This window comes from Bradyrhizobium genosp. SA-4 str. CB756 (assembly GCF_000473125.1).
Classification (GTDB): domain Bacteria; phylum Pseudomonadota; class Alphaproteobacteria; order Rhizobiales; family Xanthobacteraceae; genus Bradyrhizobium; species Bradyrhizobium arachidis.
In genome coordinates this window covers 8,842,025-8,865,479 of the sequence record NZ_KI421499.1, presented here as the reverse complement: position 1 = coordinate 8,865,479, position 23,455 = coordinate 8,842,025, and the positions used below count along the sequence as shown (strand labels likewise).

Genomic DNA, 23,455 nt, shown 5'->3' with positions numbered 1-23,455 from the left:
TCAGCGGCAATCTACATCCGTTCGAAAATCGCGGCGATGTCTTGCCCACCGCCAATGCACAGTGGGCCGTGTCCCCCTGGTCAGAAGTCCCTCAGCTGCGTTCCTGCGCCACTAGTCGCCGGCGCCAATCTTGCGAATGGCCCAATCGAAGGTGCGAATTTTCCGACACGCGATATTCATTCGGTCCTCCGCATTTCCAATTCGGGACATTACTCGTCCAACATTAGGCCTGGGCGCCGCCAGCATGGCCATGCCGGCGCGCGGCAGCGCTATGAACCTCAAACCGTTCCGCGAAGGCAGCAGCCGCTGCTATAATGGAACGTCGGCTTGAGAATGGCTGTCCGTCAGCAGGGCGATCAGCGGCGGTCACCTTCCGCCCCGCCCGCCCTGCAGCCGAGGGCCGGGGGCTAAGCTCAAGGGGCTCCGCGCGCGAGATACCAAACCGGCTAGGAGATCCGATGTTGACACCGAGCGCGGCGAAGCACGGCGGATCACTCGCAGGAAAGGATTCCAGAAGCGCTGGCTCGATCACATCGTGGGGCGCTGCTTGGGCCATGGTCACTCTCACTTCAGGTAAGGTTCGAGGGACCGGCCGAGGCGCAGCAGGACGATAGGAACCCCTTCCAGATTCGTCTCAGCCGGACCCAACAAAGACATGGGTGCGACACCGCAATTTTCGCAAGTGCCTGGAAGGCCTTGAAACGATACGACACCCTTCTAATTTCATGGGTAGCCGCGCAGCAATTGCACGGCACGATCGGGCGCCTGGTACAGGGCCCGGTCAGCGGGCACCCGGCAGGTGTCCGAGGTGCTCTTATCCATGTTGCTCAAAGGAGGATATGGCTATGACCACGCTTGATCTTGCCCCCCTGTGGCGATCGACGATCGGGTTCGATCGTCTGTTTGACCTTCTCGAGGACGACTCCGGCCGATGGACCGGCGGGGACAATTACCCGCCCTACGACATCGAACGTGTCTGTGAGGACCACTACCAAATCTCGCTGGCTCTTGCCGGCTTCACGCCTGACGAGGTCTCCATCACCGCCGAGCAGAACACGCTGACCGTCGAGGGTCGCAAGGCCGAAAAGGGCAGCCATCAATATCTCTATCAAGGCATCTCTTCGCGCCCGTTCCGACGGACCTTCAATCTGGCCGAGTACGTGCAAGTGAAGGGCGCCTCGTTCGAGAATGGCATGCTTAAGATCGATCTGGTTCAGGAGGTTCCCGAGGCGATGAAGCCGCGCCAGATTGCGATCGGCACACGTGATGATCACCACCAAGGTGAGAACAAGCAAGCGGCATGACACCGCCTGCGTGGAATCGATTTTTGCGGCGTGGCTTCGCGGCGTCGCGAAGCTTTGGACCAAAAGAAAAGGAGAAGCTCTATGGCTATCACTGATCTGATCCCCTGGGGCCGCGGTGGTGATCTGACCACCCGTCGCTCCGACAACTACAATCCGGTTCTAACCCTGCACCGGGAGATGAACCGGCTATTCGACGATGTCTTCCGCGGCTTCGATGTCGCGCCATTTGGCAGCCGCTTTCTCGAGCAGTCGATGAATTGGCCGAGCATCGAGGTCGACGAGAGTGACAAGGACGTGAAAGTCACGGCGGAGTTGCCAGGTCTCGACGAGAAAGACGTCCAGATCGAACTCGCCAACGGGGTTCTCTCGATCAAGGGAGAGAAGAAGACTGAGACGGAAGACAAGGATCGCCGGTTCAGCGAGCGGTACTACGGCAGATTTGAGCGGCGCATCCCGATCGAGGACGTGGACCAGGACAAGATCTCTGCTGCGTTCAAGAACGGCGTGCTGACTGTCACTATGCCAAAGCTGCCGCAAGCAGAATCCAAGGTAAAGCGCATCGCGATCAACTCGAAATGACAAAATCGACGGGAGCGGCCTCCGCTCCCGTCGTGCTTCTACTAGAGCAACCGTCCCGGGGGATGTGCCCGACCATGGACACAAAGCGGAAATCCAGTTTTGCAGGCGCTTCGGATGTCGTTGCACATGCGGAGATCGCGGCTCAGCACATCAAGGAATTGAAAGTGGCCTGTGCGAATGGGGATAAGGACGGAGCCCGTCGATCGCTGCGCCAAGCGATCAGCGAACTTGAGTTGGCTCGCGCGATGGTGCGGACCGGTCTCGACTGAGAGCGAGCGGAGCTAAGTTGCGTTCGCATGCGCCCGGCTTGAGCAGACTATTGGCTGGCTTTTGTGTGTAGCATCGCTTCGATCTTAGCTGAGAGTTCCCGCGAGGAAAAGGGCTTGCTGAGGAGCATACTGCCGTTCATACGTTTGCCGGTTTCTTCGATGAGATCTGGATAGCCGCTGCAGTACACGACCGGCAGGCCGGGCTGCTGCCGTTGAAGTTCAAGCCCGACGTCCAGCCCTGAGACGCCAGGCATCGCGAGGTCGATAATCGCCAAATCGATGGCTTGATGCGAAAGGGTTGCCAGCGCAGCATCCAGATTGTCAGCCGCGATCGCCTGGTACCCGAGATCGTCAAGCATGCTCCGGGTCGTTTCGAGCACGCTGGCGTCATCGTCCACAACAAGGATGTGCTCCCTTGCGCCTACAGGTGGAGTACTCAATTGCCGATCTTCGCGTCCCACAAGTACATCGGTCGATCGAGGCAAGAGGATCCGCACAACCGTTCCCCGCCCAACCTGACTGTCAATTTTCGCGGTCCCGCCGGACTGGCGGGCAAATCCGTAGACCTGCGACAATCCGAGTCCCGTTCCTTTACCGGGCTCCTTGGTCGTGAAGAATGGATCGAAGGCTCGGGCCAGGACTTCCGGAGGCATTCCGGTGCCGGTGTGTTTCACTGCGATCGAGACATACTCACCTGGCTTGAGCTCAGTCTGCAGATCCTCCGGGACGCCGTGGAGAACGTCTGTCTCTATCGTAAGAAGGCCACCCTCGGGCATCGCGTCCCGCGCGTTGATCGCGAGGTTGAGCAACATCAGCTCCAGTTGCGTCGCGTCGACCAATGCAGGCCAAAGGTCCTTGTGCGTGAGTACGTCAACCCGAATAGAGGCGCCCAAGGTTCTGGACAACATTTCTGCAACGGTGCCCACGAGCTGATTGACGTCCACCGGCTCCGGCGCGAGACGCTGCTTACGGGAGAATGTCAGCAGCTGTCCGACGAGCTTGGCCCCGCGCTGCGCTCCATGCATCGCGTTCCGGACATACCGCTGAATGCGTTCGTCCTCCACTCGGCGGGCAATCAGCTCAAGATTGCCGATGATCGCCATCAAGAGATTGTTGAAGTCGTGTGCAATCCCGCCTGTCAATTGCCCGACTGCCTCCATTTTCTGTGCCTGACGCAGCGCGACTTCAGTGCGCTCTCGTTCCACCATTTCGTCTCTCAGCCGCCTGTTCGCTTCCGAGAGCTGCTGTGTCCGCTCTTCAACACGCCGCTCGAGCGTGTCGGCCAGCTGCTTCAATTGCCTCAGATACTGTTCAGCCTGTCGCTGCCGCCTGCGACCGCGCACTGCTGCGAGCACCGCACTCGTGAGAGAGGTGGCGGCCAATGGTCGCTCGAGGACCGTGACGTGTCCAAGCAGATCGATGAGTTCGGTAAGAGCCGGGCCATTGTTGCCGGTTCTCAGCGTTAGCAGCACGAAAGGAAAATCCGACCCTGGCGGCTGATTGGCGCTCCAATCGGCCAAGGCGCCACGATGCTCGTGAACGAGCGCTTCCTCTGCAATGACGGCGGCGGCAGCATCACTCAAGCTGCACACCAGTTCGGAAAGACTCGACTGCTCTAACGCCTGAATGCCGACGTCGCGCAGAGCCGAACAAACCACCCTGGCGTCACGGCCAAACGGCGCCAGGACGAGTACCGGGCCGCTTTGGCCCTTCTCACGACCGTCCATTGGTAGCTGCCGTAAGTAGCGCGCCGTGCTGGCCGGTGTAGATCGGGGACCCCGACAAGACGCCCTGGAATTCCGCCAGCGGCGGCCCGACGCGAATACCACGGTTATCTAGCCGGTACTCTCTAATCTCGTCTTCGTGGCGTCCGGTGCGTTTCTTCAGGACCGAGATCGCGCGGCGGATTTTTCCAGCAGCTTCGAAGAAGCGCAACAGCAAGACCGCGTCGCTCAGATAGGTGAGGTCGACGCTTGATTGCATCGACCCGACAAGGCCGTGCTGCGCAAGGGTCAGGATGGTCACGACACCGCGGTGGTTCAGATAGGTCAGCATTTCGTGCATGAGGAGCAGCATGAACTGCTCGGCAGGCATGGCGTTCTGATATCCGCTTAAGCTGTCCAGCACCACGACCCGGACATTGTCCGTCTCGACCCGCCGGCGAACCATCCCAGTGAGTTCTCCGGGGGAAAGCTCTGCGGGATCGACTTGCTCGAGCACCAACTGCCCCGATGCGATCGGCTGATCCAAGTACCAGCCCATGCCGGCTGCACGTTTCATCAGGATTGCTTTGGTCTCATCAAAGGTCACAAAGAGAGCGCGCTCACCACGAGCGAGCGCCGCCATGACGAACTGCATGGCGATGGATGATTTGCCGGAGCCGGACGGCCCCATGAGCAGGGTACTCGTGCCGCGGTCCAGACCACTACCCAGCAGTTGATCCAGCTCGCTGATCCCGCTCAGAAGCGGTTCTGCGGGTGGCATGCCGTCGACGTGCTCGGACGCAATCAGACGCGGGAACAGAACTATTCCGCCCTTACGGATGACGAAATCATGGAAGCCACCACGGAAGCTGCGCCCCCTCATCTTGAAGATACGCAGCCTGCGGCGCTCCGCACCATATTGCAGCGCATTGTGCTCAAGCCTGACGACGGCATGGACGAGACTGTGCAGATTGAGATCGTCGGCCTGATCGGTAAGGTCGTCCAGAAACAACCCGGTGCAGCCCTCCTGGGCCAGGAAATGCTTCAGAGCAATGACCTGCCGGCGGTATCGCAGCGGATTTTGCGCGAGGAGCCTAATTTCGGAGAGGCTATCGAAAACGACCCGCTTAGGTGCAACCCGCCTCACCTCGTCGAAGGTCATTTTCGTCGTTTCGCCAAGCTCAAGGTCAGAGGCATAGACGACGGTCTGTTGCTGCTTGGGGTCGAGGCTGAGTTCTGCCGGGACGAGCTCAAAGATCTCAATCCCATCGAGATCCCAGCCGTGGGTTTCGGCTACTTGCCGCAGCTCGTCCTTACTTTCGGAGAGCGTGATGTACAGACAGCGCTCCCCCTTGGACGCGCCGTCGAGAAGAAACTGCAGGGCCAGGGTGGTCTTGCCGGTTCCCGGCTGGCCCTCGATCAAGTGCACGCGGTGCGATGCCTATCCGCCATTGAGAATGCCATCGAAGCCGGCGATGCCCGTAGAGATTGCCTGCGTTTTGGTGCTGCCTTCAGAAATGTTCATTTGTCTTCCGGATGTCCAAGCGCGCGCCGACCAGCAGGCGACGCTCCGCCCGGCTGGCATGGCTGGATGTGATTGGCGTGGTTTTCGCGAAGACAGGGCCAAGCCCTTGAGCAGGCACCATGGCTGCAAACATCTTCCTGAAGCGTATTTTCGTACGAATTTCCGGCGCTCTGTCAAGCCGCTGAAACTGGCGCGGCCGGAACCCGAAGTAGAGGTTGGAGTTACCCGGTTCCCACGGAAAATCTCTGAGCACGACAGCTGCTCGGCGGGCCAAAGGGACTCGGAAGACTGTGGCTTGGAATCAATTTGTCGGCACCATCATGCTTCTTTATGCCCTGACGAACCCGGTCGGAGCCATCCCGGTTTTCCTGGCAATGACCGGGCGCGCCGGCGCGGTGAAGACCCACCGGATCATCGTTTTGGCCTGCGGGGCGGTAGCCGTTTTCTTTGTTGGGTCTGCGATGTTCGGGAAGGAGATCTTGGCCTTCTTCAATGTGGGGCTCGATGACTTCCGGATCGCGGGTGGGCTGCTCGTTCTGGTGATCGCGTTCGAGATGTTTCAGGCACAATATGGAAAGTTCATTCCTCGCGCCGACGAGGCGAACTATAGCGAGGTCGACATACATGGTCTGGCCATCACGCCATTTGCGTTTCCCTTGCTGGTGGGGCCGGCCGAGTTGAGCATCATGATCACCCTCTCGAACGATAACCCGGGATGGCTTGGCAAGGCCTTCTTGGCGGCTGCAGCCGTTCTCGCGACCTCCTTAATCGGTTTGACATTGTGGATGGCTGCTGCGATCGAACGCTTCTTGGGCCGAACCGGCATCAACATTATGACCCGTGTGATGGCTCTCATCATCGCGGCAATCGCCGTGAATTTCATCATGACGGGGATCAAGGGCCAACTGCCTGGCTTGGTGAGCCGGTAGAACCATCCTAATTTTATTGTTATTAGGGCAAGTCTTGGCCAAGAACGCTGGCGATCGAAATCAATCCCTCATCTCGAGAAGACGCGCTCGGGACTACGCCACCGAGTTGAAGTCGCTCCTCTTGGCCCGCTCAGCCGCTGCACGGCTCGCCGCAATCGCCATCCAATCTCGCAACAAACCTCTGTCCTCCCTGGAAAAGGAGGCTCGCCGTTTGAGATCGTCAAGAGTCTCGCCGGGATGGCATTGCTCGAAATCCTGGCGAATCAGCGATTCGGCACCGCCCAAGTCGGAATCCGGCTCGATCGGCATAGATCGCCCCTCCCTTCCGCGGTTCTCAAAGCTTATCGGGGCTATCAACCGCGTCCAGTTCGGCATCTATTTTTTCGAGAAGACGTTCGATCTCCTCGCGCTCTCTTGGACCTGGCTCTTCTTCCAGGCGGCTGATCAGGTGCTGCTTTCGCGTCAGGAGCATTGCCACGCTCGTCATCAAAGGTGTGAGTTCGGGATGCTGGTACATTGATCGACACCTTATCTTCATTGTCGCAATGCAGCGAACACTCCGAGGCGCTCGGCCGGGAGCGTGCCAGAGTCCGCTCTGGACACGCGCAAAACTCACGACCGGAAGGTCAGTTCCTCCGACGCTAAGAGGGATCGCTATGGAGCAATCCTTCCAGCGCAGGGACGATCGCCGTGGCACAGGCGCTCCTTGGAACAGGCGATGTTCAGCATAGTTGCCAACCGAATAGCACCGAGTTCGCGTCGGCCGGCGGATAACAGCGCGGCCGTTCTCAGCTCTCGGCAGCGCTCTTAGGAAACCCGGTAGCGAATGCGATGCCAACTCTCCCTATGACCGCGGCCGGTTATGCGGCTCTTCAGAACGAATTAGCCAACCGCACACGAATTACGCGGCCCCATCTTGCCGAGCGTATTCAGCACGCGATCGCGGACGAACCTAATCTTGTTGAGAATTCGGAGTATCAGGCCGCGTTGACCGAGCAAGGCCTCAACGAGGCTCGCATAGCCGAGTTGGAAACCAAACTTGCACGCGCAGAGGTCATCGATGTCTCGAAGCTCTCCGGCGAAATCGTCAAATTCGGCGCGACGGTCACGCTGACGGATCAGGATACGGGCGAGGAGCGAATTTGCCGTATCGTCGGCGAGCCGGAGGCTGATGCGGCCAGAGGCAAAATTTCAGTCAGCTCACCTCTCGCACGGGCGTTGATAAGCAGGTCCCAAGGCGCAGTCGTAGCCGTCGAGACTCCAGGAGGCGAGAAGAGTTACAAGATTGAGCAAGTTAGATGGCTTCCCTAAGGGCAGAAGAATAGTCTTAATAGCAAATGGTCTTGCATGACCGGCAGATACCCGTCGGTGCGAAGCCGTTGTCTTGAACCCGTTTGCATCAACGCAACAGACGAGTGGATGTGCTGCTTGCCTGGACGGGCGGAGCTACTTTCACGACTGCGGAACTGGTTTGGCCGCCCCGCACGATGGTAAGCTTCACATCCTGACCGATGCGTGCAAGGCCAATTTTGTTCCGAAGTTGTGACGCGGTGCGGATCGGACGGTCATCTGCCATGACCACGATATCGTCCTTGCGCAAGCCCGCCTTTTCAGCCGGAGAGTCTGGCGCGACCTCCGCGATCACTGCCCCTTCGTTGCGGCGAGGATTCGTCGACGGTTGGATCTCGCGCAGTGAAACGCCAATGCGGCCACGCTCAACGTATCCTCTATCTACGATCTGCTCCATAACGAGCCGGGCCATATTCGCGGGAATTGCAAAGCCGATCCCGACATTCCCTGCGCCGGGCGAAATGATCGCAGAGTTAATGCCGACCAACTCGCCACGAAGATTCACCAATGCGCCGCCGGAATTTCCCGGATTGATCGCAGCGTCGGTCTGGATGAAGTCCTCGTAGCCTTCCTTGCTCAAGCCAGTCCGACCCAGCGCACTGACGAGCCCGGACGTAACGGTCTGGCCGAGTCCGAAGGGATTTCCGATCGCAAGCACGAAATCCCCGACTTCAAGCGCATCACTGTCGGCGAAAGGAAGCCCCTGAAGGCCGGCAGGGTTTGGGATCTGCAGCACTGCGACGTCAGTCGGCGCGTCGCGCCCGATTACCTTCGCAGATAGCTGCCGGCCATCCTTGGTCGTTATCTGAACGACTGAAGCGCCTTCGACAACGTGATTATTGGTCAACACATAGCCGCGCTTGGCATCGACGATGACTCCCGAACCGGTCGAATTAATTTCCTTTTCGACCTGCTTGGGAATGTCGAAAAACTCACGAAAGAACGGGTCCCGATAGAGCGGATTGTCCTCACGGACACGGCCTTGCACGGAAATATTCACAACAGCGGGCGTCACCTGTCGAACCACCGGCGCCAATGTTGGCACAGAACCACCCGTCTTCAGGTCCGGCACTTGAGCTACTGCCGGATGAGACGCGGAGAGCACAACAAACAGAAGCCACGCCAATATTGTTCGTTGTCCTGACATTTCAATCACCCTTGCATGGGATCACCAGGCAGCGGCAAAATCGCCCATTGCAATGCTACGCAATGCTACGATCGGAATTGCCCAGAACGCCGCGGCATGGCCGAGCAGCACGATGCCCAGGACAGCGTCTGTGATCATCGCAGGGACCTCCGCTGTGCGGCGGCCCAGGGCCGCCGCAGCCGCATGGGGACGCCACCGCCACGGGGCGGATCATCATCGCCGTCTCCGTCGAGCTGCCGCAACGCTGCCAGTATGTCGGCCAACTTCACAGTGTGGTCCGTTCCGGGGACCTCCCGCAGGACGGGACAGGATTCCACGGCGTACATGTCCGACGCCCACGAGGACAGGATGATCCGCTTCTCAGGCGTCGAGAGCTCCTTGTCGTTCAGGACTTCCGCCGGAGAAACGTAGTGAGCGGCGGGGTGGAAGAATGGGTGAAGCCCACCGCCGTCGATGTTTACGTTAGTCATGGCTCGCCTCCCTATTCACTCCTTTCCAAGGGATGGTGCTCGCGATTTGGGTGGCGGCGCAGTCGGTGTCGCCACCCATGTTGAGATGAGATAGGACAGAGAGACCTCCGTTGAGAATCGCCCGTCCATGGATCGAGGCTACTAAGCGGCCTTTTTGTGATCAATCTGCGATGAAGTAGCAGCTCCACTTCCGATCTGGATCTTGCGCGGCTTCATCGCTTCTGGAATCTCTCGAACGAGATCAATGACCAAGAGGCCGTCCTGGAAGGATGCCTGCTTCACCTGAACGTAGTCGGCCAGACTGAAGACTCTCCGGAACGGTCGCGCCGAAATACCTTGATACAGATACTCGCGCGCAGCACCATCGGACTTCCTGCCCTCGATCGTGAGAGCATTCTGTTCGGCCGTCACGGAGATATCGTTGGCGCCGAAGCCTGCCACCGCCAGCGTGATTCGATAGTGGTCCTCGCCGGACCGCTCGATATTGTACGGCGGGTAGTTGTCCTCCGTCGGCTGGCGCGACATGCCGTCGACGAGGTCAGCCAGATGATCGAAGCCGACCGTGGTGCGCCAAAGTGGTGCGAAATCAAGTGTCCTCATAGCCAAGTCCTCCAAAGAGCAATATGGATACGAAGCAAGGCAGGATCGGAGTTTCGATTATCGTCGAACACCCCGGTCCAGCGCCTCGTGCCGAGCCCGGCCTGGCGCTCGACACACCGCAGTTGCGGTCGAGAAACGAACTAGAATTGACGCTCGTGAATTCAAGAGGGTCATGCGCATTTTTCTGCACGAGGCTCGCCTGGTGGCTCAGCGACTACGCGGCCAAGCGATCCGGGTGAGCGGCCTGGCGTAGGACATCCATCACTCGCTCCTCTCGCTCAATCCGGGCTTGATAGAGCTGGTGCTCTTGCTCGCTCCTTGCAGTTGAGAGCAGGCGCTCGTAGTGACCGATCACCTTCTGACAGCCTCGGATGAGGAAGTCGCGGACGCCAAGCTCGACTGCTGTGCTTGAGGCTGCATCGGAGCTCCCGCGCACGGAATACCTACGCCGAATTCGCGTCAAGCATGATTGTCGCTCGCTCTCGATGACCTTGCATAAGGTAGTGAGCGGCCTTCGCGGGCCGCTCACTGACATTCAGCTTGCTGCCGCCAGTCCGGCGGGATAGGGCGTCGGCTGCGGCCAAATACCCGTCGGCGCGGAGGTCGGCGGCAGCAAGATGTCGATCTTCATCGTTGCCGCCGCAGGCTGCCACTTCAGCCACGGCATCGTGTCGAGATACGGGATTGGCGGCAGTGGCAGTCCAGCGAACGCACCCTGTGTGGCCTCGGCTCCCCGCGGGCTTTCCACGCCGTAAGCACCGTAGGCGGTCAGGGACATTGCGCTGCCCAATACTAGAGCGAGCAGCCGTCGCCGCAGATTGCGGTTGGTCTCCGTCCGGGCGGAGAACGTATGGTGATGGCTCAGCATCTATACTCCTCCCATCGTTCGAAAACAGATCCAGGCAATGGTGACAAAGCTCAGGTAGAACATGAACCAGTGGATCGCGTCCTGCCTCATCCTGAGCCGACGACGATTAGACTTGTTCATGGGACACTCCATCTTTGGAAGCGGTCTTCTCTCCTCTCATCGGTGGAGCCCGGCCTTGATCGGCCGGGCTCTCTCGTTCAGAAGTCCATGGCGGGAGCGGCCGGAGTTGGTTCAGCCTTCTTCGGCTTCTCGGCCACGAGTGCCTCAGTCGTGATCAGCAGCGATGCGACCGACGCGGCGTCCTGCAAGGCGGTGCGGACGACCTTGGCGGGATCGATCACACCGGCTTTCACCAAGTCCTCGTACTCGCCAGTCGCCGCGTTGAAGCCCCAATTGTAGCTCTGGTGCTCCAGGAGCTTGCCGACGACCAATGAACCATCCTCGCCGGCGTTCTGCACGATCTGCCGAGCCGGCACCTGGATGGCGCGGCGAACAATGTCAATGCCTGCCTTCTGGTCCGCGTCGGCGGTCTTGATGCCGTCAAGCGCTTTGAGGGCACGCAAAAGGGCTACCCCGCCTCCGGGGAGAATGCCTTCCTCCACCGCCGCGCGCGTAGCATGCATCGCATCGTCAACACGGTCTTTGCGTTCCTTGACTTCGACCTCCGTCGCACCTCCGACACGGATCACCGCGACGCCTCCGGCAAGCTTGGCGAGGCGCTCTTGCAGCTTTTCGCGATCGTAGTCGGATGTCGTTTCCTCGATTTGGAGCCTGATTTGCTGGGCGCGCGCCTCGATATCCTTCTTGGCGCCCGCGCCTCCGACGATGGTGGTATTGTCCTTATCGATGACCACCTTCTTGGCGCGCCCGAGCATCTTCACTGTGACCTTTTCCAGCTTGATGCCGAGGTCCTCGCTGATGACATTGCCGCCGGTCAGGATCGCGATGTCCTCCAGCATGGCCTTGCGACGGTCGCCGAAGCCCGGCGCCTTGACGGCCGCGACCTTCAGTCCGCCGCGCAGTCTGTTGACGACCAATGTCGCAAGCGCTTCACCTTCGATGTCCTCCGCGATGATCAGGAGCGGCTTACCGGACTGGACGACCTGCTCCAACAGCGGCAGCATGGTCTGCAAGCCGGACAGCTTCTTCTCGTGAATCAGAACGTAGGGATCCTCGAGTTCGACGCGCATCTTCTCGGGGTTCGTGACGAAGTAGGGCGAGATGTAGCCGCGGTCGAACTGCATGCCCTCGACCACTTCGAGCTCGGTGTGCAGGCTCTTGGCCTCCTCGACGGTGATCACGCCTTCATTACCGACCTTGTTCATGGCGTCGGCCAGGAAGCGGCCGATCTCGGTATCACCATTGGCGGAGATTGTGCCGACCTGGGCGATCTCGTCATTGGCGGTGATTTTCTTGGCGTGGGATTTCAGATCGGTGACGATGGCCTCGACAGCCAGATCAATGCCCCGCTTCAGGTCCATCGGGTTCATGCCGGCGGCGACGGACTTGCTGCCTTCCTTGAAGATGGCCTGGGCAAGCACGGTCGCCGTTGTGGTGCCGTCACCGGCGGCATCGCTCGTCTTCGAGGCGACCTCGCGCACCATCTGCGCACCCATGTTCTCGAACTTGTCCTCCAGTTCGATCTCTTTGGCGACGGTCACGCCATCTTTGGTGATGCGCGGCGCACCGAACGATTTCTCGATCACGACGTTGCGCCCCTTCGGACCGAGTGTGACCTTCACCGCGTTTGCCAGTGTGTCGACGCCCCGCAGCATGCGCTCTCGGGCCTCGGTTGCGAACTTCACGTCCTTAGCAGCCATTTTGATCTCTCCTTTCCTCTATGACTGTAAGCGCGCTATGCTGCCTTCTTGACGGTGCCTGCCTTGTCGATGACACCCAGAAGGTCGCTTTCCTTCATGATCAGGAATTCCTCGCCGTCGATCTTGACCTCTGTACCGGACCACTTGCCGAACAGGACACGGTCACCGGGCTTGACGTCGAGTTGAACGAGCTGGCCCTGTTCATTGCGTGTGCCTGGGCCAGTGGCGACAATCTCGCCCTGCTGCGGCTTCTCCTTTGCTGTGTCTGGAATGATGATACCGCCGGCGGTCTTCTCTTCGGCGTCGAGACGTCGCACGAGCACGCGATCGTGCAAGGGGGCGGAAATGCATGCACATCCTCCTTGGGTAGGTTCAGCGATGTCCAAAATCCGGGTCCGTAACGGCCCCCGGGCGAAAAAGCACGTAGGAGCGAGGGATCTACTTTCAAGGGGAAGGAGGGAAATTTTTGCGACGCAGGCGGGCTCGTCACTATCGCTCGCGGCATGCACCCGGAGAGCCTTTCCAAGCGTCCAGAATCGCTCGCCGCAGTTGAAAACTGAGATCATCAAACCGAGATGTCTTCTCGGCTGCGGAGCAAGCTCTGCGCAGCAAATTGGAGCATCTTCGAAAGGAGGATAACCAGAGATGCGGACTTTATTGGTACTTGCTGTTCTACTCGGGATGGTGGTTTCGCTGCAGGCGAAAGAAGCGGATTCGTCGCGAGCAGTGCGAAGCTCCGACGCCGCGGTTAAGCAGTTTGTCAGCAATCAAAGCGGCCAGCCGCGCGGCAAGCCCGCAAGAACAAGGTCCGAGGGCGGCAAGGGCCGTGAATTCTCGGCGGAAGCCATCGTGCCTGATATCTGCACCGGCTGCTGATCCATCGATCAGCAGCCGGCCAGCGGTCTTTAGTGTTCTGCTTCTAGTATGCGCTTGCTGAAGCAGCCTCAAGATCCGGAAGGCGTCCGCACATCATCGTCTTGATGCGCCTCAACGCACGCTGCTCGATCTGGCGGATACGCTCACGAGAAATCCCGAAGGTATTGGCAAGATCGTCAAGCGTACTTTGCTCTTCCGCCATGTAACGGGCTTCGACGATGGTGCGTTCTCGAGGAGAGAGCGCACTCAGCGCCTCCGAGAGTGCAGCCTTCTGCCGTTCACGGTCTCCGGTCTCCACAAGCTGGGTTTCAGGATCAGGAGCTGAATCGGCGAGCCTGTCTTGCCATTGCTCGCTTTCTTCGTCACTGAGCTGAACGTTCAGCGTCATATCGCCACGGATCCGCCCGTTCATCTCGACGACGTCGGTTTCCCTAACCTGAAGATGTTCAGAGATCTGCTTCACCTGCTCCGGCGAAAGCTCGCCATCGTCCGGCGCACCAAGGCGTCTCTTCAACTTTCGAAGGTTGAAGAACAGCTTTTTTTGCGCTGCAGTTGTGCCGAGCTTGACGAGCGACCACGATCTCAGGACGAACTCCTGCACGGACGCCTTGATCCACCAAGCGGCATAGGTCGCAAGGCGAAATCCCTTCTCAGGGTCGAACCGCTTGACGGCCAGCATCAATCCGACGTTGGCTTCCGAGATGAGGTCGGCGATGGGCAATCCATAGCGCCGATATTTCAGCGCGATCTTGGCGGCCAATCGCAGATGGCTCGTCACCAGACGGTAGGCAGCTTCGCGATCCCCAGAATCCCGAAGACGCCTTGCATACATCACTTCTTCGGATGCATCGAGCAGCGGGAAGCTACGGATCTCTTGCAGATACCGGGACAACCCGGCTTCCGAATGGATGGCAGGCAGCGCTGACTTGATTGACATGACTTGCCCTCCCTCAGAAGCCATCGCCGCTCTTGAGCTCTAACGGGCGGCCAGAGGGAAGACGCAGCCACGGGGACCCACCGAGGTGAGTGGGACTGATCGACTGCCAAGCGATGACACAGGTAGCTTTCATATCCATATCCTCCATGGAGCAAAATGGTACGAGCCGCCGTGTCGCCTGGCTTAGCTGGACCCTGAGGCGCCCAACGGCACTCAGGCCGGCGGCGCCAAAAGAACTGCGAACCCAATGGGTTGTTCCCGTATCAGCTAGCCAATTCGTCGGAAGCCAAGCTGCCGCGGCCCGAGGCGAGGGACGAGCCCGACGCTTGGGGCCTACTCTCCTGCTCGCTATGACCTCCGCGATCGAGGTGAAGTGCGAATCCGCTTGTGCCGGGAGCCTCTAGCCCGGCGCGGAGATGCATGCTCGGGATCAGGTAATCGCCACCATTCTGTCGCCGGTACGGAATGGGCGTGGTGGTCGCGAGCGCGCGCATCCGCTCACGCAATTCTTCGGCAATAGGCGCAAAACCGGCGTCGTCCAGCCGGTCCACGCGATAGACCACGAAGGGCGGAAGGACTTCATAGCCGGGATAGTAGAGAATGCCGTGATTGATGGGGAACAGCAGGTCGTCGATCGCCCCGTTGACGCCGCGATCTGAATAGTGCTCCTCCCATCCACCGGCAGTCACGACCAGCATCGCGCGCTTGCCCTTCAAAGTCCCGTCGCCATAGCGATCGCCCCACCGCTTGTCGCTGTGTTCGCCGACCCCATACGCGAACCCGTAGGCGAACACCCGGTCGACCCAGCCCTTGAGGATCGCCGGCATCGAAAACCACCACAGCGGAAACTGCAGAATCAGGACATCCGCCCATAACAGCTTTTCGATCTCGGCTTTCACGTCGCTGGTCAACGTGCCCGCCTCGAAAGCCTGCTTGGAGGCCGCGGCCGGCTTGAGCCGTTCACCTTGCCCCAGCGACGGAAAGTCCCCTCTGCCGACCTCCGACTTCCAGCCCTGGGCACAGAGATTCGACACCTGCACGTCGTGCCCGAGCCGCTTGAGTTCCCTGACAGCGACGTCTAGCAGCGCGCCGTTCAGCGAGCGCGGCTCCGGATGGGCGAAGACAATCAATACTTTCATGACAGTACCTCCTGATAAGTGACGGCGATCAGGTGGCGCGCAAGGCGGCGATCTAGTAGATGTCAGTAATGCATATGATTATGCCGAAAAATGGATAAATCAGAAGTGACGCTTGAGCGCATGCGCAGCTTCGTCCGGGTCGCCGAGCGGGGCAATCTGTCCGCGGTCGCGCGCGAGCTGGAAGTCGGGCAGTCAACGGTGACGCGCCATTTGCGGGAGCTGGAGGACGCGGTCGGCGTGCCGCTGCTCAGCAGAACCACACGCCGGGTGACGATGACTGAAGAGGGGGCGCGCTATTATCGCCACTGCGTCCAGATCCTCCGCCAGGTTGATTTGGCCGGCGAGGAAGCGCGAAGCACACGCGGCGCGGCAGCGGGTACGGTACGCATCTCGTGCACCGCGGCCTTCGGAGTACTGCACGTCAGCCGTTTCATCTTCGCTTTTCAGGACCGCCATCCGGACATCCTGGTTGATCTCAGCCTCACGGATGAGCGCATCGACCTCGTGCAGGAAGGCGTCGATATTGCCCTCCGGCTTGGGCCACTTGGTGACAGCTCGATGAAGCTGAAGGCGCTGGGCCAATCCCGCCGAATGCTCGTCGCCGCACCGAGCTATCTAGCCGAACGCGGCAAGCCGGCGCGGCCGCAAGACTTGGCAGATCACGAAGGCGTCAGGATGTCTAATATCGCAGGCAGCGATCTACTCGTACTGCATGGTCAGCGCGGCGGGCGCCATGTGGTGCCATTCGGGGGTCGCTTGCGCGTTGATCATGGACTTGCAGCAAGAGAGGCCCTCGTAGCCGGACGTGGGATAGCGCCTGCACATCTCTGGCTGGTCGAGGATCTCCTCGCCGCTAACAAGCTCGAAGTGGTGCTTCCCGAATTTTCGCCACCCTCCGTTCCGCTGAACATGCTGATCGTACCGGAACGTTTGGGCATCGCCCGAGTGCGCTTGCTTACCGATTTTCTCTCGGCACAGATCGCGCAAACGCCTGGGATCAAAAAGCAGGCTCCTGGAGGCTAGAGAGCGGGCGGTGCAAAGGGCCAAATCGGAGGACTGCGCTGCCGCAGCTCTTCACGAGAGCCTCCGGACCAGACCACATCGGCCCCAGCCTGGAGGTTTTTCCGGATCGAAAAACGAGCTGGGACCGAGCGGTCTGCCGCTGTTTCGTCGGCAAACGCCGCCTTCATCCCAAAAAATCATCGCGTTGGGATTCAAATTTGTGAATCCCCGGTCGGCGGGTGGCGTATATCGCGCCTGCAATGTTGCGCGGGCACCTTATGCTGCCAGCTCCTTCGCGTAACCGACTGTCTGGGCAGGAACACCCTCCAAGGTCTCTTTGCGCTGGGCCTGGATCGTCGCGCGCCCCGGAAGAAGGCCCGGCGAGAACCGGGCCTTCTTTTCATCACCAGTACCAGTACGGATAAACCGGCGGATAGTAGCGGACTACCCGATACGGGCGGCCGTAGTAGTAGGGCGGGCCATAGACCGGTCCATAATAGACCGGTGGTGCGGTCGCGGCCGCTAGTGTTCCAGCGAACAGTCCGAGCGCAAGCCCGGGACCGATACCCGGGCCGCCCCAGCCATGATGACGCCAATGGGCCGAAGCCGGCGCAACCGATCCGATGAGGAGCGTTGCCGCCGCGACGACTGCAAGAGCAAGCTTTCTCATGTCGTTTCCCTCAAGTTACTACGCGCTCTGCGCACTTGTCTCCTTGTCATGGTCCACTTCGCCGAACCTCGGTTCGGCTATACAGTGAATTAGAACTGTCCGAGGCGAGTTCAAGTAACCCGTTGATGAGACCTGTCGATCTTGCCAGCGATTTGGCGGAGCCAAAAACCAGCATCAGGAGTTCTTCACCTGCTCCGGCATTCTCAACGCGGTGGTGGACCAGCTCCAGCTGGGGCGCGAAAATGAGCGCGCCGTTAGACCGCCCGGAGGCCTTCCTTCGGCATCTCCCGGATCAGCAGGTCAATATCGCTCTGCTCCAGCGTCTCCTTCTCAAGGAGCTTCTTTGCCGCGCGGTCCAGGATCGGACGCCGCGTGTTCAGTATGCCTTGGGTGCGCTGAAAGACCTGATCTACAGTATCCTTTACCTCGCGGTCGATGGCTGCGGCGGTCTCCTCCGCGTAGCCACGCTCGCGAACTGGATAGGGCTGGTCAGGGCTTGCGAGGAAATTGCCGGGCTCGCGGTCATAGGCAACGCTGCCGAGCTTCTCCGACATCCCATAGCGTGTCACCATGCTCCGTGCGATGTCGGTCACCCGGCGCAGATCGTCGGCTGCTCCCGTCGATAGATGACCGAACACGATGAGCTCAGCTGCACGGCCGCCGAGCAGAACGGCCATTTTGTTTTCCAGCTCCTCCCTGGTCATCAAAAATCGGTCCTCGATCGGCCGCTGAATGGTGTAGCCGAGTGCACCGACCCCCCGGGGTATAATCGAGACCTTGTGCACGGGATCGACACCAGGCAAGGAAAGCGCGACCAACGCGTGGCCCATCTCATGAAAAGCGACGATCTCACGTTCCTTGGGATTGAGCAGCCGGTTACGTTTCTCCAGGCCGGCGACCATGCGCTCCACCGCGTTATTGAAGTCGCTCATGCTTACCGCCTCGGCGCCGCGGCGGGTTGCCAGGAGTGCGGCCTCATTGACGAGGTTAGCCAGATCGGCGCCGGTAAATCCCGGCGTCAAAGCTGCAACCGACTCCGGCTCGACGTCGCCGGCGAGTTGCACCTTTTTCATATGGACCTGGAGTATCTCGATACGCCCCTTCTTGTCCGGACGATCGACCAAGACCTGACGATCGAAGCGGCCGGCGCGCAACAGCGCAGGGTCAAGGATTTCAGGCCGGTTGGTTGCCGCAAGGATGACCAGCCCCGATCGAGAGTCGAAGCCGTCGAGTTCGACCAATAGTTGGTTGAGCGTCTGCTCCTTCTCGTCGTGCCCTCCAGCAAACGGGCCGATGCCACGCGCTCGGCCAAGCGCATCGAGCTCGTCAATAAAGATAATTGCTGGTGCCTTTTCGTGTGCCTGCTGGAACAGATCGCGCACCCGTGCTGCGCCGACACCAACAAACATCTCTACGAATTCTGAACCCGATATCGAGAAGAACGGAACTCGGGCTTCGCCTGCAACCGCCTTCGCCAGCAAGGTTTTGCCCGTGCCGGGCGGACCAACCAGCAGCACACCTTTCGGCATGCGACCGCCAAGCCGACCGTAATCAGTGGGATTCTTCAGGAAATCGACGACCTCGCGAAGCTCATCCTTGGCTTCGTCGACACCGGCGACATCGGCAAAGGTGATGCCCGTGTTGGACTCGACATAGATTTTGGCCTTGCTCTTGCCGATCGCCATCAGTCCGCCGCCAAGGCCGCCACCTTCGGCCACGCGACGGCCGATGTACCACCACAGCCCGAAGAAAAGCAGCACGGGCATCACCCACGAGAGCAGGTCGCGCAGAAAGGTGCTCTCGATTTGTCCGGTGAAGCGGACGTTGTATTTCTCGAGTTCCTGCGCCACGTCCTGGTCGACACGCGTGGTCACAAATCTCTTCTGGCCGCCCTGCAGCGGCTCCTTGAGCGTGCCCTGCAGGGTGCGATCGGAAATGCCGACCGCATCGATCTTCCCCTGATGCAGTAATTGCAGATATTCGCTGTAGGGAATGACGGCGATTTGTGTAGCCGTTGCGATAAGATATTGGATGAAGAAGATCGCGAAAATCGCGGCGATGGTATATCCGACATTGAAGCGAGTTTTGTTGGTCATGCAGAAACTCGATGTAAAGGGCCCGGGAGCAGCTTCCTCGAACCGACCGGATAATCGGCGGTTGGCGCGGCACTGCACCAAACACTCTGGCATGGCATTGGTTTCAACGAGGTCCTGACGGAGCCGGACGTAGCCCCGTCGGGCGATCTCGACTGCGGCAGTCCGCCTGGGCAGAGGCTGCGCCCCTGGTAAGCCGTCGACCGCCAATTTGACTTCTGCGCGTTCGGCCCGCTCGTAGATCTCAACGTCCAAGGGCGAGTATGCGGGAGGGAATGGCTGCCGCACTCGCACGGGCGTGGACGTATCTCCCCTGCGGCCGCCAAAAGCGAAATTGAGCAGGCTTTGCACCAGCGGCGGCGGACCTCTTGAAACCTGACCAGTGGGTTCTAATTCGAAGAGTACGGTGCGGGTCGCGCTGCACCGGACGCGCCCGATGCGGTGTCCGGCGCTCATAAACCATGTTGCTCAAGTGGAGGATGTGGCTATGACCACCTTTGATTTTGCCCCCCTGTGGCGTTCGACCGTTGGTTTCGACCGCGTGTTTGATCTGCTCGAGGATTCTGTCCAATGGACGGGCCACAATTACCCACCTTACAACATTGAGCGGGCCGACCAGGATCACTATCAGATCTCCCTCGCGCTAGCCGGCTTTGCGCCGCATGAAATAACCATTACTGCGGAGCAAAACGTACTCACGGTTGAAGGCCGAAAGGCCGATAAGGGAGACTACCAATACTTGTACCAGGGTATCTCCGTGCGTCCATTCCGGCATCAGTTTAATCTCGCCGAGTACGTGCAAGTGAAGCGCGCTTCGTTTGAAGACGGAATGCTCAAGATCGAGCTGGTACGTGAACTCCCCGAAGCTATGAAGCCGCGGCAGATACCGATCCAAGCCGGCAACGACAACCAGAAGCTCGTGAACCAGCAAACGGCCTGAGTTCACTCGCCTGCGAGTCAGCAGAGCTCTCCTCGCTCAGCTACCAGCGTGCACCGAACTGCGGGTGGACGCCTGATGGTAGAGCGAGCTCGCGTGGCCAGATTCAGGGAGAAATACATGAAGAACGTAATCTTAAACGATCCGCAGCAGCTCGAGCGCAGGCTGCTCAAGCTCCTCGAACGTCACGGTGGCGACGGTCGCGCGATCACCCTTGAGAGCCTTGCTGCCAATATTGGAATGCAGCAGCAAGCGAAGGATCTTCTCCTTGCCCTGGCAAACCTCGTCACACGGGGGCTTGTTAAGCGTGCCGGCGACGATCCTATACCTGGCTCTCCTGTTGCATTCCGTCTGGTATGCGCGGCATCGCCGCATGATTTATCGGCTGCCACGAGCGCGGCAGCCGCGATAATGACCCGTCCGTTAAAGGCCACGACCAAGGCAGTTCGTCAAAGCAGTTCACGAAGAGCACACAGCTGCCCAACGGCATTGAGACCTGTATTCGACAGTTTGGCAAGGTTGGTAGATCAGCGATGGACGATTATCGCGACCTCATGACGGTTGCTCTGGTGCTGTTCTTCGCGGGCCTCATGTTGGTGGTCGGCCAACTCTATCTCGAAGACAGCACCAGACAGGATCTCGGCACGGAGATCGAGCTACCGCATGTGCCGACCTCATAACCAATCCTGAACTCGCGTGTGCCCGCGAGCACCGGGCGACCGGGCTACGCGTGGACCCAAGAAAGGAGTGATCGAGCTAGCGTTGCTGGCTGCGTGACGATCTGATAGATGGAAGTTTCAGCCGCTTTGCCACCGCACTCCGTACCTGTCCGGGCGCTTGTCGTCGTCGGGCTTGGTGCCGGGAGAGCCCACAAGTCGCGCCGGGGGCGGTATCTTCAAGCGTGCCGCGCGCAACGCGCTACTGTCCTTCGTGGATCTCGTTCCCATCGTTAAACGACAGATTGAAGTGAACCTGTCGGGTCTCAGCCGGGCCAACCTGGCGCATCTTCCGGATTAGGAGCACGCCAAGCCGTTAAAAGGCAGCTCGTGGGCCGAGCACGTGACCTCAAGGCATCGTGCGAGTCAGCACGATCTCTGCTTAGCCCGCAGTCATTTCTCGCGTTTTGGGTCCTTTCCTGATCCCGGATCGCAGCACCCGCTGTGGTGTTGACGACTTCCGTCCCTTATCGGCGAGTGCGCCAAATGACTGGGAACGACGGATCGAAACGCCCCTTAGGGGACGCTTCGCTGAACTTGGCGGTGTTGGAATGGAAAGGATGCCATGGCGCCGCACGCGAAACCCAGGTTTCCAGAGTTGGCTCGAACTTTGCGGGATCATCGAGGCTACTGACAGTGATGATCAGCGATTGCGGTCTAGTAGGCCAGTGAGCCGAAATAGGACTGCCACACTTGTTGCAAAAGCCCCTTCGGATTACACGGCCGCTTTCAGCGACGGTCTCATAGAAGGCCGGCTCACCTTTCAGATAGCGAACCCTGCGTCGTGGAAGAGACGTTCATAGCTGCCCGACCGGGAAGGCCGCACCGGCATCACCTCCATTTCACCGTCCCAGTCCGACGCGGCGGCGACCGTGCCCGTGTGGGTGCCGAATCCAATTAAGGATGCTGCTTCGGCGAACTTCTCGCGGCAAAGCTGACCGATGTTGAGTTCGTCACGGACGGCGCCCATCTCGGTATAGCGGGCGTCTCCGATATGGGAGTTGTGGGCCCAGACCACGGCCTTGGATCGGGGGCCTTGCGCGTCCAGAATATGGCCCAAGGTCTCGAACATGTGCGTGTCGCGCAGATTCCAGGATTCGGCGCCGCCATAGTACATTATGCGATAGTAGCGCTCGGCCGCGGCGATCAGCCGGGCGTTCTGGGCGGCGTCCAGGAAGCTGTCGGGATCGTCCGCGGCGTAGTCCAGTTCCTTCTTCAGGATATCTTGGCACTGTCGCAGAATCTTCGCCTCGCATTTCCGATAGCCTTCGGTCAAGACGGCGCGGCCGTAGGTCGAAGGCTCTCGCTGCCAAGGAGTGAGGCATCCGTAGCGTTCGCGGGCTACCGCCGCAGCGTCGGGATCCACCTCATTGAGGTAGGCGAGAACGGCTGCGATCGAACTCCGCATGTTGTAGATGTCGAGGCCGTAGAATCCGGCCCGCTCGCTTGCCGGCTTCGCGTCATTGTGTTTGCGCATCCATTCGACGAAGGCGGCGACATCTTTATTGCGCCACATCCAGGTCGGGAAGCGCTCGAAGGGCCTCTCGCGCGTGCCGCGGGACGTTCGGTGATGAACATACCGGTCGACGGCCGCGGCGTCGGGCCAATCCGCTTCGACCGCAACGATCTTGAAGCCATGCTTCTCGATCAGGTGCCGGGTGATCGCTGCGCGAGCCTGGTAGAACTCCGAGGTGCCGTGACTGGCTTCGCCCAGCAGAACGACGCGGGACTGCTCGAAGCGATCCAGAAAGCCCCCGAAGGTGGGATCGTCGAAGTCCGGCAAGGCCTCGATGGCGGCGCCGATCATTTCCGGCAGCGAGCGGAAGCGCGTGCGCCCGGGGACGTGATTGCTGGCGGAGCGCGTGCCGTCCTCGGCCCATCCGTGCTCTCCGATCAGGGGCACGAAGCGGACGGCGCCGAAGGTTTCCTCGGCATATTCCGTCTCGCTCTGTCGCGTGACCCGCAGCAGCGACTGTTCGCCTTCGAGATCGCCGACCGGGATGACGAGGCGCCCGCCGACGGCCAGTTGTGCCTTGAGTACATCCGGTACGGTCGGGCCCCCGGCAGCGACCAGAATGGCGTCGAATGGGACTTCTTGCGGCAGGCCGCGGGTGCCGTCACCAGTATGAACGATGCAGTTATCGTATCCTAGCGCCGCGAGACGCTGTGCGGCGATCCTCGCCAGCCCCCCATGTCGCTCGACGGGTATGAACCGTTCCAGCGAGCTGCGAGGCGACCGCCGCGGCATAACCCGAACCGGTGCCGACCTCGAGCACCTTGTCTGCCGGCTTCAGCTCCGCCGCCTCGCTCATCAACGCGACGATATAAGGCTGCGAGATGGTCTGTGCGTTCGCGATCGGCAACGCACAATCTTCATACGCGAATTCCTCGAAGCCGGATTCGACGAATCGTTCCCGTGGGACCTCTGCCATGGCATTCAGAACGCGTCGATCGCGAATGCCGCCGCCGGCAAGTTGTACCTCGACCATGCGATTGCGAAGTTGGGCGGATCCGGCCATGG

Annotated in this window: 26 protein-coding genes and 1 pseudogene; 10 read left to right on the top strand and 17 right to left on the bottom strand. The window is 59.9% G+C overall.

Annotated features, from left to right (window positions below):
* Positions 1 to 845 precede the first annotated feature (845 nt).
* From BRAGE_RS0142775 to BRAGE_RS0142765, 3 genes are all read left to right on the top strand, one after another.
* Entirely contained in the window at positions 846 to 1,304 is a 459-nt protein-coding gene (locus BRAGE_RS0142775; protein ID WP_027562112.1) for an Hsp20 family protein, read from the top strand.
* An 81-nt stretch (positions 1,305 to 1,385) separates the two neighbouring features.
* Positions 1,386 to 1,883, top strand: coding sequence for an Hsp20/alpha crystallin family protein (locus BRAGE_RS0142770; protein ID WP_027562111.1), 498 nt, complete (start codon positions 1,386 to 1,388; stop codon positions 1,881 to 1,883).
* Positions 1,884 to 1,957: 74 nt separating this feature from the next.
* Positions 1,958 to 2,152 (top strand): hypothetical protein, encoded by a 195-nt coding sequence (locus BRAGE_RS0142765; protein WP_027562110.1) that lies wholly within the window; start codon positions 1,958 to 1,960, stop codon positions 2,150 to 2,152.
* A gap of 47 nt (positions 2,153 to 2,199) precedes the next feature.
* Here BRAGE_RS0142765 and BRAGE_RS0142760 read toward each other — a convergent pair whose 3' ends face one another.
* The 3 genes from BRAGE_RS0142760 to BRAGE_RS55490 all read right to left on the bottom strand — a co-directional run bounded on the left by BRAGE_RS0142760 (position 2,200) and on the right by BRAGE_RS55490 (position 5,633).
* A complete protein-coding gene (locus BRAGE_RS0142760) occupies positions 2,200 to 3,879 on the bottom strand; it encodes a response regulator (protein WP_027562109.1) in 1,680 nt (559 codons plus the stop codon).
* On the bottom strand, positions 3,866 to 5,284 hold the full coding sequence (locus tag BRAGE_RS51170) for an ATPase domain-containing protein (protein WP_231164154.1): 1,419 nt from the start codon (positions 5,282 to 5,284) through the stop codon (positions 3,866 to 3,868). Before BRAGE_RS51170 ends, BRAGE_RS0142760 begins: the two co-directional genes overlap by 14 nt.
* 82 nt (positions 5,285 to 5,366) lie before the next feature.
* Positions 5,367 to 5,633 (bottom strand): hypothetical protein, encoded by a 267-nt coding sequence (locus BRAGE_RS55490; RefSeq protein ID WP_141263367.1) that lies wholly within the window; start codon positions 5,631 to 5,633, stop codon positions 5,367 to 5,369.
* Positions 5,634 to 5,670: 37 nt separating this feature from the next.
* Here BRAGE_RS55490 and BRAGE_RS0142750 point away from each other — a divergent pair, with 37 nt between their 5' ends.
* On the top strand, positions 5,671 to 6,309 hold the full coding sequence (locus BRAGE_RS0142750; protein ID WP_283808076.1) for a MarC family protein: 639 nt from the start codon (positions 5,671 to 5,673) through the stop codon (positions 6,307 to 6,309).
* A 93-nt stretch (positions 6,310 to 6,402) separates the two neighbouring features.
* Here BRAGE_RS0142750 and BRAGE_RS51165 read toward each other — a convergent pair whose 3' ends face one another.
* Both BRAGE_RS51165 and BRAGE_RS51160 read right to left on the bottom strand, forming a co-directional pair.
* Positions 6,403 to 6,618 carry a hypothetical protein gene (locus tag BRAGE_RS51165; protein ID WP_051378328.1) on the bottom strand — a complete coding sequence of 72 codons (216 nt, stop codon included), beginning with the start codon at positions 6,616 to 6,618 and terminating at the stop codon, positions 6,403 to 6,405.
* Positions 6,619 to 6,643: 25 nt separating this feature from the next.
* Positions 6,644 to 6,826, bottom strand: coding sequence for a hypothetical protein (locus tag BRAGE_RS51160; protein ID WP_035730668.1), 183 nt, complete (start codon positions 6,824 to 6,826; stop codon positions 6,644 to 6,646).
* A 314-nt stretch (positions 6,827 to 7,140) separates the two neighbouring features.
* On the opposite strand from BRAGE_RS51160, the gene greA reads away from it, so the two are divergent.
* Positions 7,141 to 7,620, top strand: coding sequence for a transcription elongation factor GreA (gene greA, locus BRAGE_RS0142735; protein WP_027562106.1), 480 nt, complete (start codon positions 7,141 to 7,143; stop codon positions 7,618 to 7,620).
* An 88-nt stretch (positions 7,621 to 7,708) separates the two neighbouring features.
* On the opposite strand, the gene BRAGE_RS0142730 is transcribed toward greA, so the two are convergent.
* The 6 genes from BRAGE_RS0142730 to groES all read right to left on the bottom strand — a co-directional run bounded on the left by BRAGE_RS0142730 (position 7,709) and on the right by groES (position 12,950).
* On the bottom strand, positions 7,709 to 8,806 hold the full coding sequence (locus BRAGE_RS0142730) for a trypsin-like peptidase domain-containing protein (RefSeq protein ID WP_027562105.1): 1,098 nt from the start codon (positions 8,804 to 8,806) through the stop codon (positions 7,709 to 7,711).
* A gap of 134 nt (positions 8,807 to 8,940) precedes the next feature.
* Positions 8,941 to 9,276, bottom strand: a complete 336-nt coding sequence (locus tag BRAGE_RS0142720) for a hypothetical protein (protein WP_027562104.1) — start codon at positions 9,274 to 9,276, stop codon at positions 8,941 to 8,943.
* A gap of 141 nt (positions 9,277 to 9,417) precedes the next feature.
* Positions 9,418 to 9,876, bottom strand: coding sequence for an Hsp20 family protein (locus BRAGE_RS0142715; RefSeq protein WP_027562103.1), 459 nt, complete (start codon positions 9,874 to 9,876; stop codon positions 9,418 to 9,420).
* Positions 9,877 to 10,411: 535 nt separating this feature from the next.
* On the bottom strand, positions 10,412 to 10,744 hold the full coding sequence (locus tag BRAGE_RS51150; protein WP_051378326.1) for a hypothetical protein: 333 nt from the start codon (positions 10,742 to 10,744) through the stop codon (positions 10,412 to 10,414).
* Positions 10,745 to 10,941: 197 nt separating this feature from the next.
* Positions 10,942 to 12,564: a chaperonin GroEL gene (groL, locus tag BRAGE_RS0142695; protein ID WP_027562102.1), complete on the bottom strand. Its 1,623-nt coding sequence runs from the start codon at positions 12,562 to 12,564 to the stop codon at positions 10,942 to 10,944.
* A 35-nt stretch (positions 12,565 to 12,599) separates the two neighbouring features.
* Positions 12,600 to 12,950 carry a co-chaperone GroES gene (gene groES, locus BRAGE_RS0142690; protein WP_283808075.1) on the bottom strand — a complete coding sequence of 117 codons (351 nt, stop codon included), beginning with the start codon at positions 12,948 to 12,950 and terminating at the stop codon, positions 12,600 to 12,602.
* Positions 12,951 to 13,209: 259 nt separating this feature from the next.
* Here groES and BRAGE_RS0142685 point away from each other — a divergent pair, with 259 nt between their 5' ends.
* The gene (locus tag BRAGE_RS0142685; protein WP_141263365.1) at positions 13,210 to 13,440 is read left to right on the top strand and encodes a hypothetical protein; all 231 of its coding nucleotides are present in this window, start codon (positions 13,210 to 13,212) and stop codon (positions 13,438 to 13,440) included.
* Positions 13,441 to 13,483: 43 nt separating this feature from the next.
* On the opposite strand, the gene rpoH is transcribed toward BRAGE_RS0142685, so the two are convergent.
* Together rpoH and BRAGE_RS0142675 are read right to left on the bottom strand one after the other, a co-directional pair.
* Positions 13,484 to 14,377, bottom strand: a complete 894-nt coding sequence (gene rpoH / locus BRAGE_RS0142680) for an RNA polymerase sigma factor RpoH (RefSeq protein WP_035730662.1) — start codon at positions 14,375 to 14,377, stop codon at positions 13,484 to 13,486.
* Between the two features lie 263 nt (positions 14,378 to 14,640).
* Positions 14,641 to 15,516 carry an NAD(P)H-dependent oxidoreductase gene (locus BRAGE_RS0142675; RefSeq protein ID WP_027562098.1) on the bottom strand — a complete coding sequence of 292 codons (876 nt, stop codon included), beginning with the start codon at positions 15,514 to 15,516 and terminating at the stop codon, positions 14,641 to 14,643.
* 90 nt (positions 15,517 to 15,606) lie between these two features.
* Between BRAGE_RS0142675 and BRAGE_RS0142670 the strand changes: the two genes are divergently transcribed.
* Positions 15,607 to 16,539, top strand: coding sequence for a LysR family transcriptional regulator (locus BRAGE_RS0142670; protein WP_027562097.1), 933 nt, complete (start codon positions 15,607 to 15,609; stop codon positions 16,537 to 16,539).
* Positions 16,540 to 16,921: 382 nt separating this feature from the next.
* Here the strand turns inward: BRAGE_RS0142670 and BRAGE_RS53935 are convergent, their stop codons facing one another.
* Positions 16,922 to 17,188 (bottom strand): hypothetical protein, encoded by a 267-nt coding sequence (locus BRAGE_RS53935; RefSeq protein WP_084334648.1) that lies wholly within the window; start codon positions 17,186 to 17,188, stop codon positions 16,922 to 16,924.
* Positions 17,189 to 17,442: 254 nt separating this feature from the next.
* Positions 17,443 to 19,284, bottom strand: a complete 1,842-nt coding sequence (gene ftsH / locus BRAGE_RS0142665) for an ATP-dependent zinc metalloprotease FtsH (protein WP_027562096.1) — start codon at positions 19,282 to 19,284, stop codon at positions 17,443 to 17,445.
* A 484-nt stretch (positions 19,285 to 19,768) separates the two neighbouring features.
* Between ftsH and BRAGE_RS0142660 the strand changes: the two genes are divergently transcribed.
* From BRAGE_RS0142660 to BRAGE_RS55480, 3 genes are all read left to right on the top strand, one after another.
* On the top strand, positions 19,769 to 20,221 hold the full coding sequence (locus BRAGE_RS0142660; protein WP_027562095.1) for an Hsp20 family protein: 453 nt from the start codon (positions 19,769 to 19,771) through the stop codon (positions 20,219 to 20,221).
* Positions 20,222 to 20,338: 117 nt separating this feature from the next.
* Entirely contained in the window at positions 20,339 to 20,776 is a 438-nt protein-coding gene (locus BRAGE_RS55485; protein WP_141263363.1) for a hypothetical protein, read from the top strand.
* The gene (locus BRAGE_RS55480; RefSeq protein ID WP_156950908.1) at positions 20,752 to 20,898 is read left to right on the top strand and encodes a hypothetical protein; all 147 of its coding nucleotides are present in this window, start codon (positions 20,752 to 20,754) and stop codon (positions 20,896 to 20,898) included. The genes BRAGE_RS55485 and BRAGE_RS55480 overlap by 25 nt, the downstream gene beginning before the upstream one ends.
* A 503-nt stretch (positions 20,899 to 21,401) precedes the next feature.
* Here the strand turns inward: BRAGE_RS55480 and BRAGE_RS58130 are convergent.
* Both BRAGE_RS58130 and BRAGE_RS51145 read right to left on the bottom strand, forming a co-directional pair.
* Entirely contained in the window at positions 21,402 to 21,701 is a 300-nt protein-coding gene (locus BRAGE_RS58130) for a GFA family protein (protein ID WP_084334654.1), read from the bottom strand.
* Positions 21,702 to 21,709: 8 nt separating this feature from the next.
* Positions 21,710 to 23,453, bottom strand: a pseudogene (locus tag BRAGE_RS51145) (protein-L-isoaspartate(D-aspartate) O-methyltransferase); the annotation flags it as partial.
* Between the last annotated feature and the right edge of the window lie 2 nt (positions 23,454 to 23,455).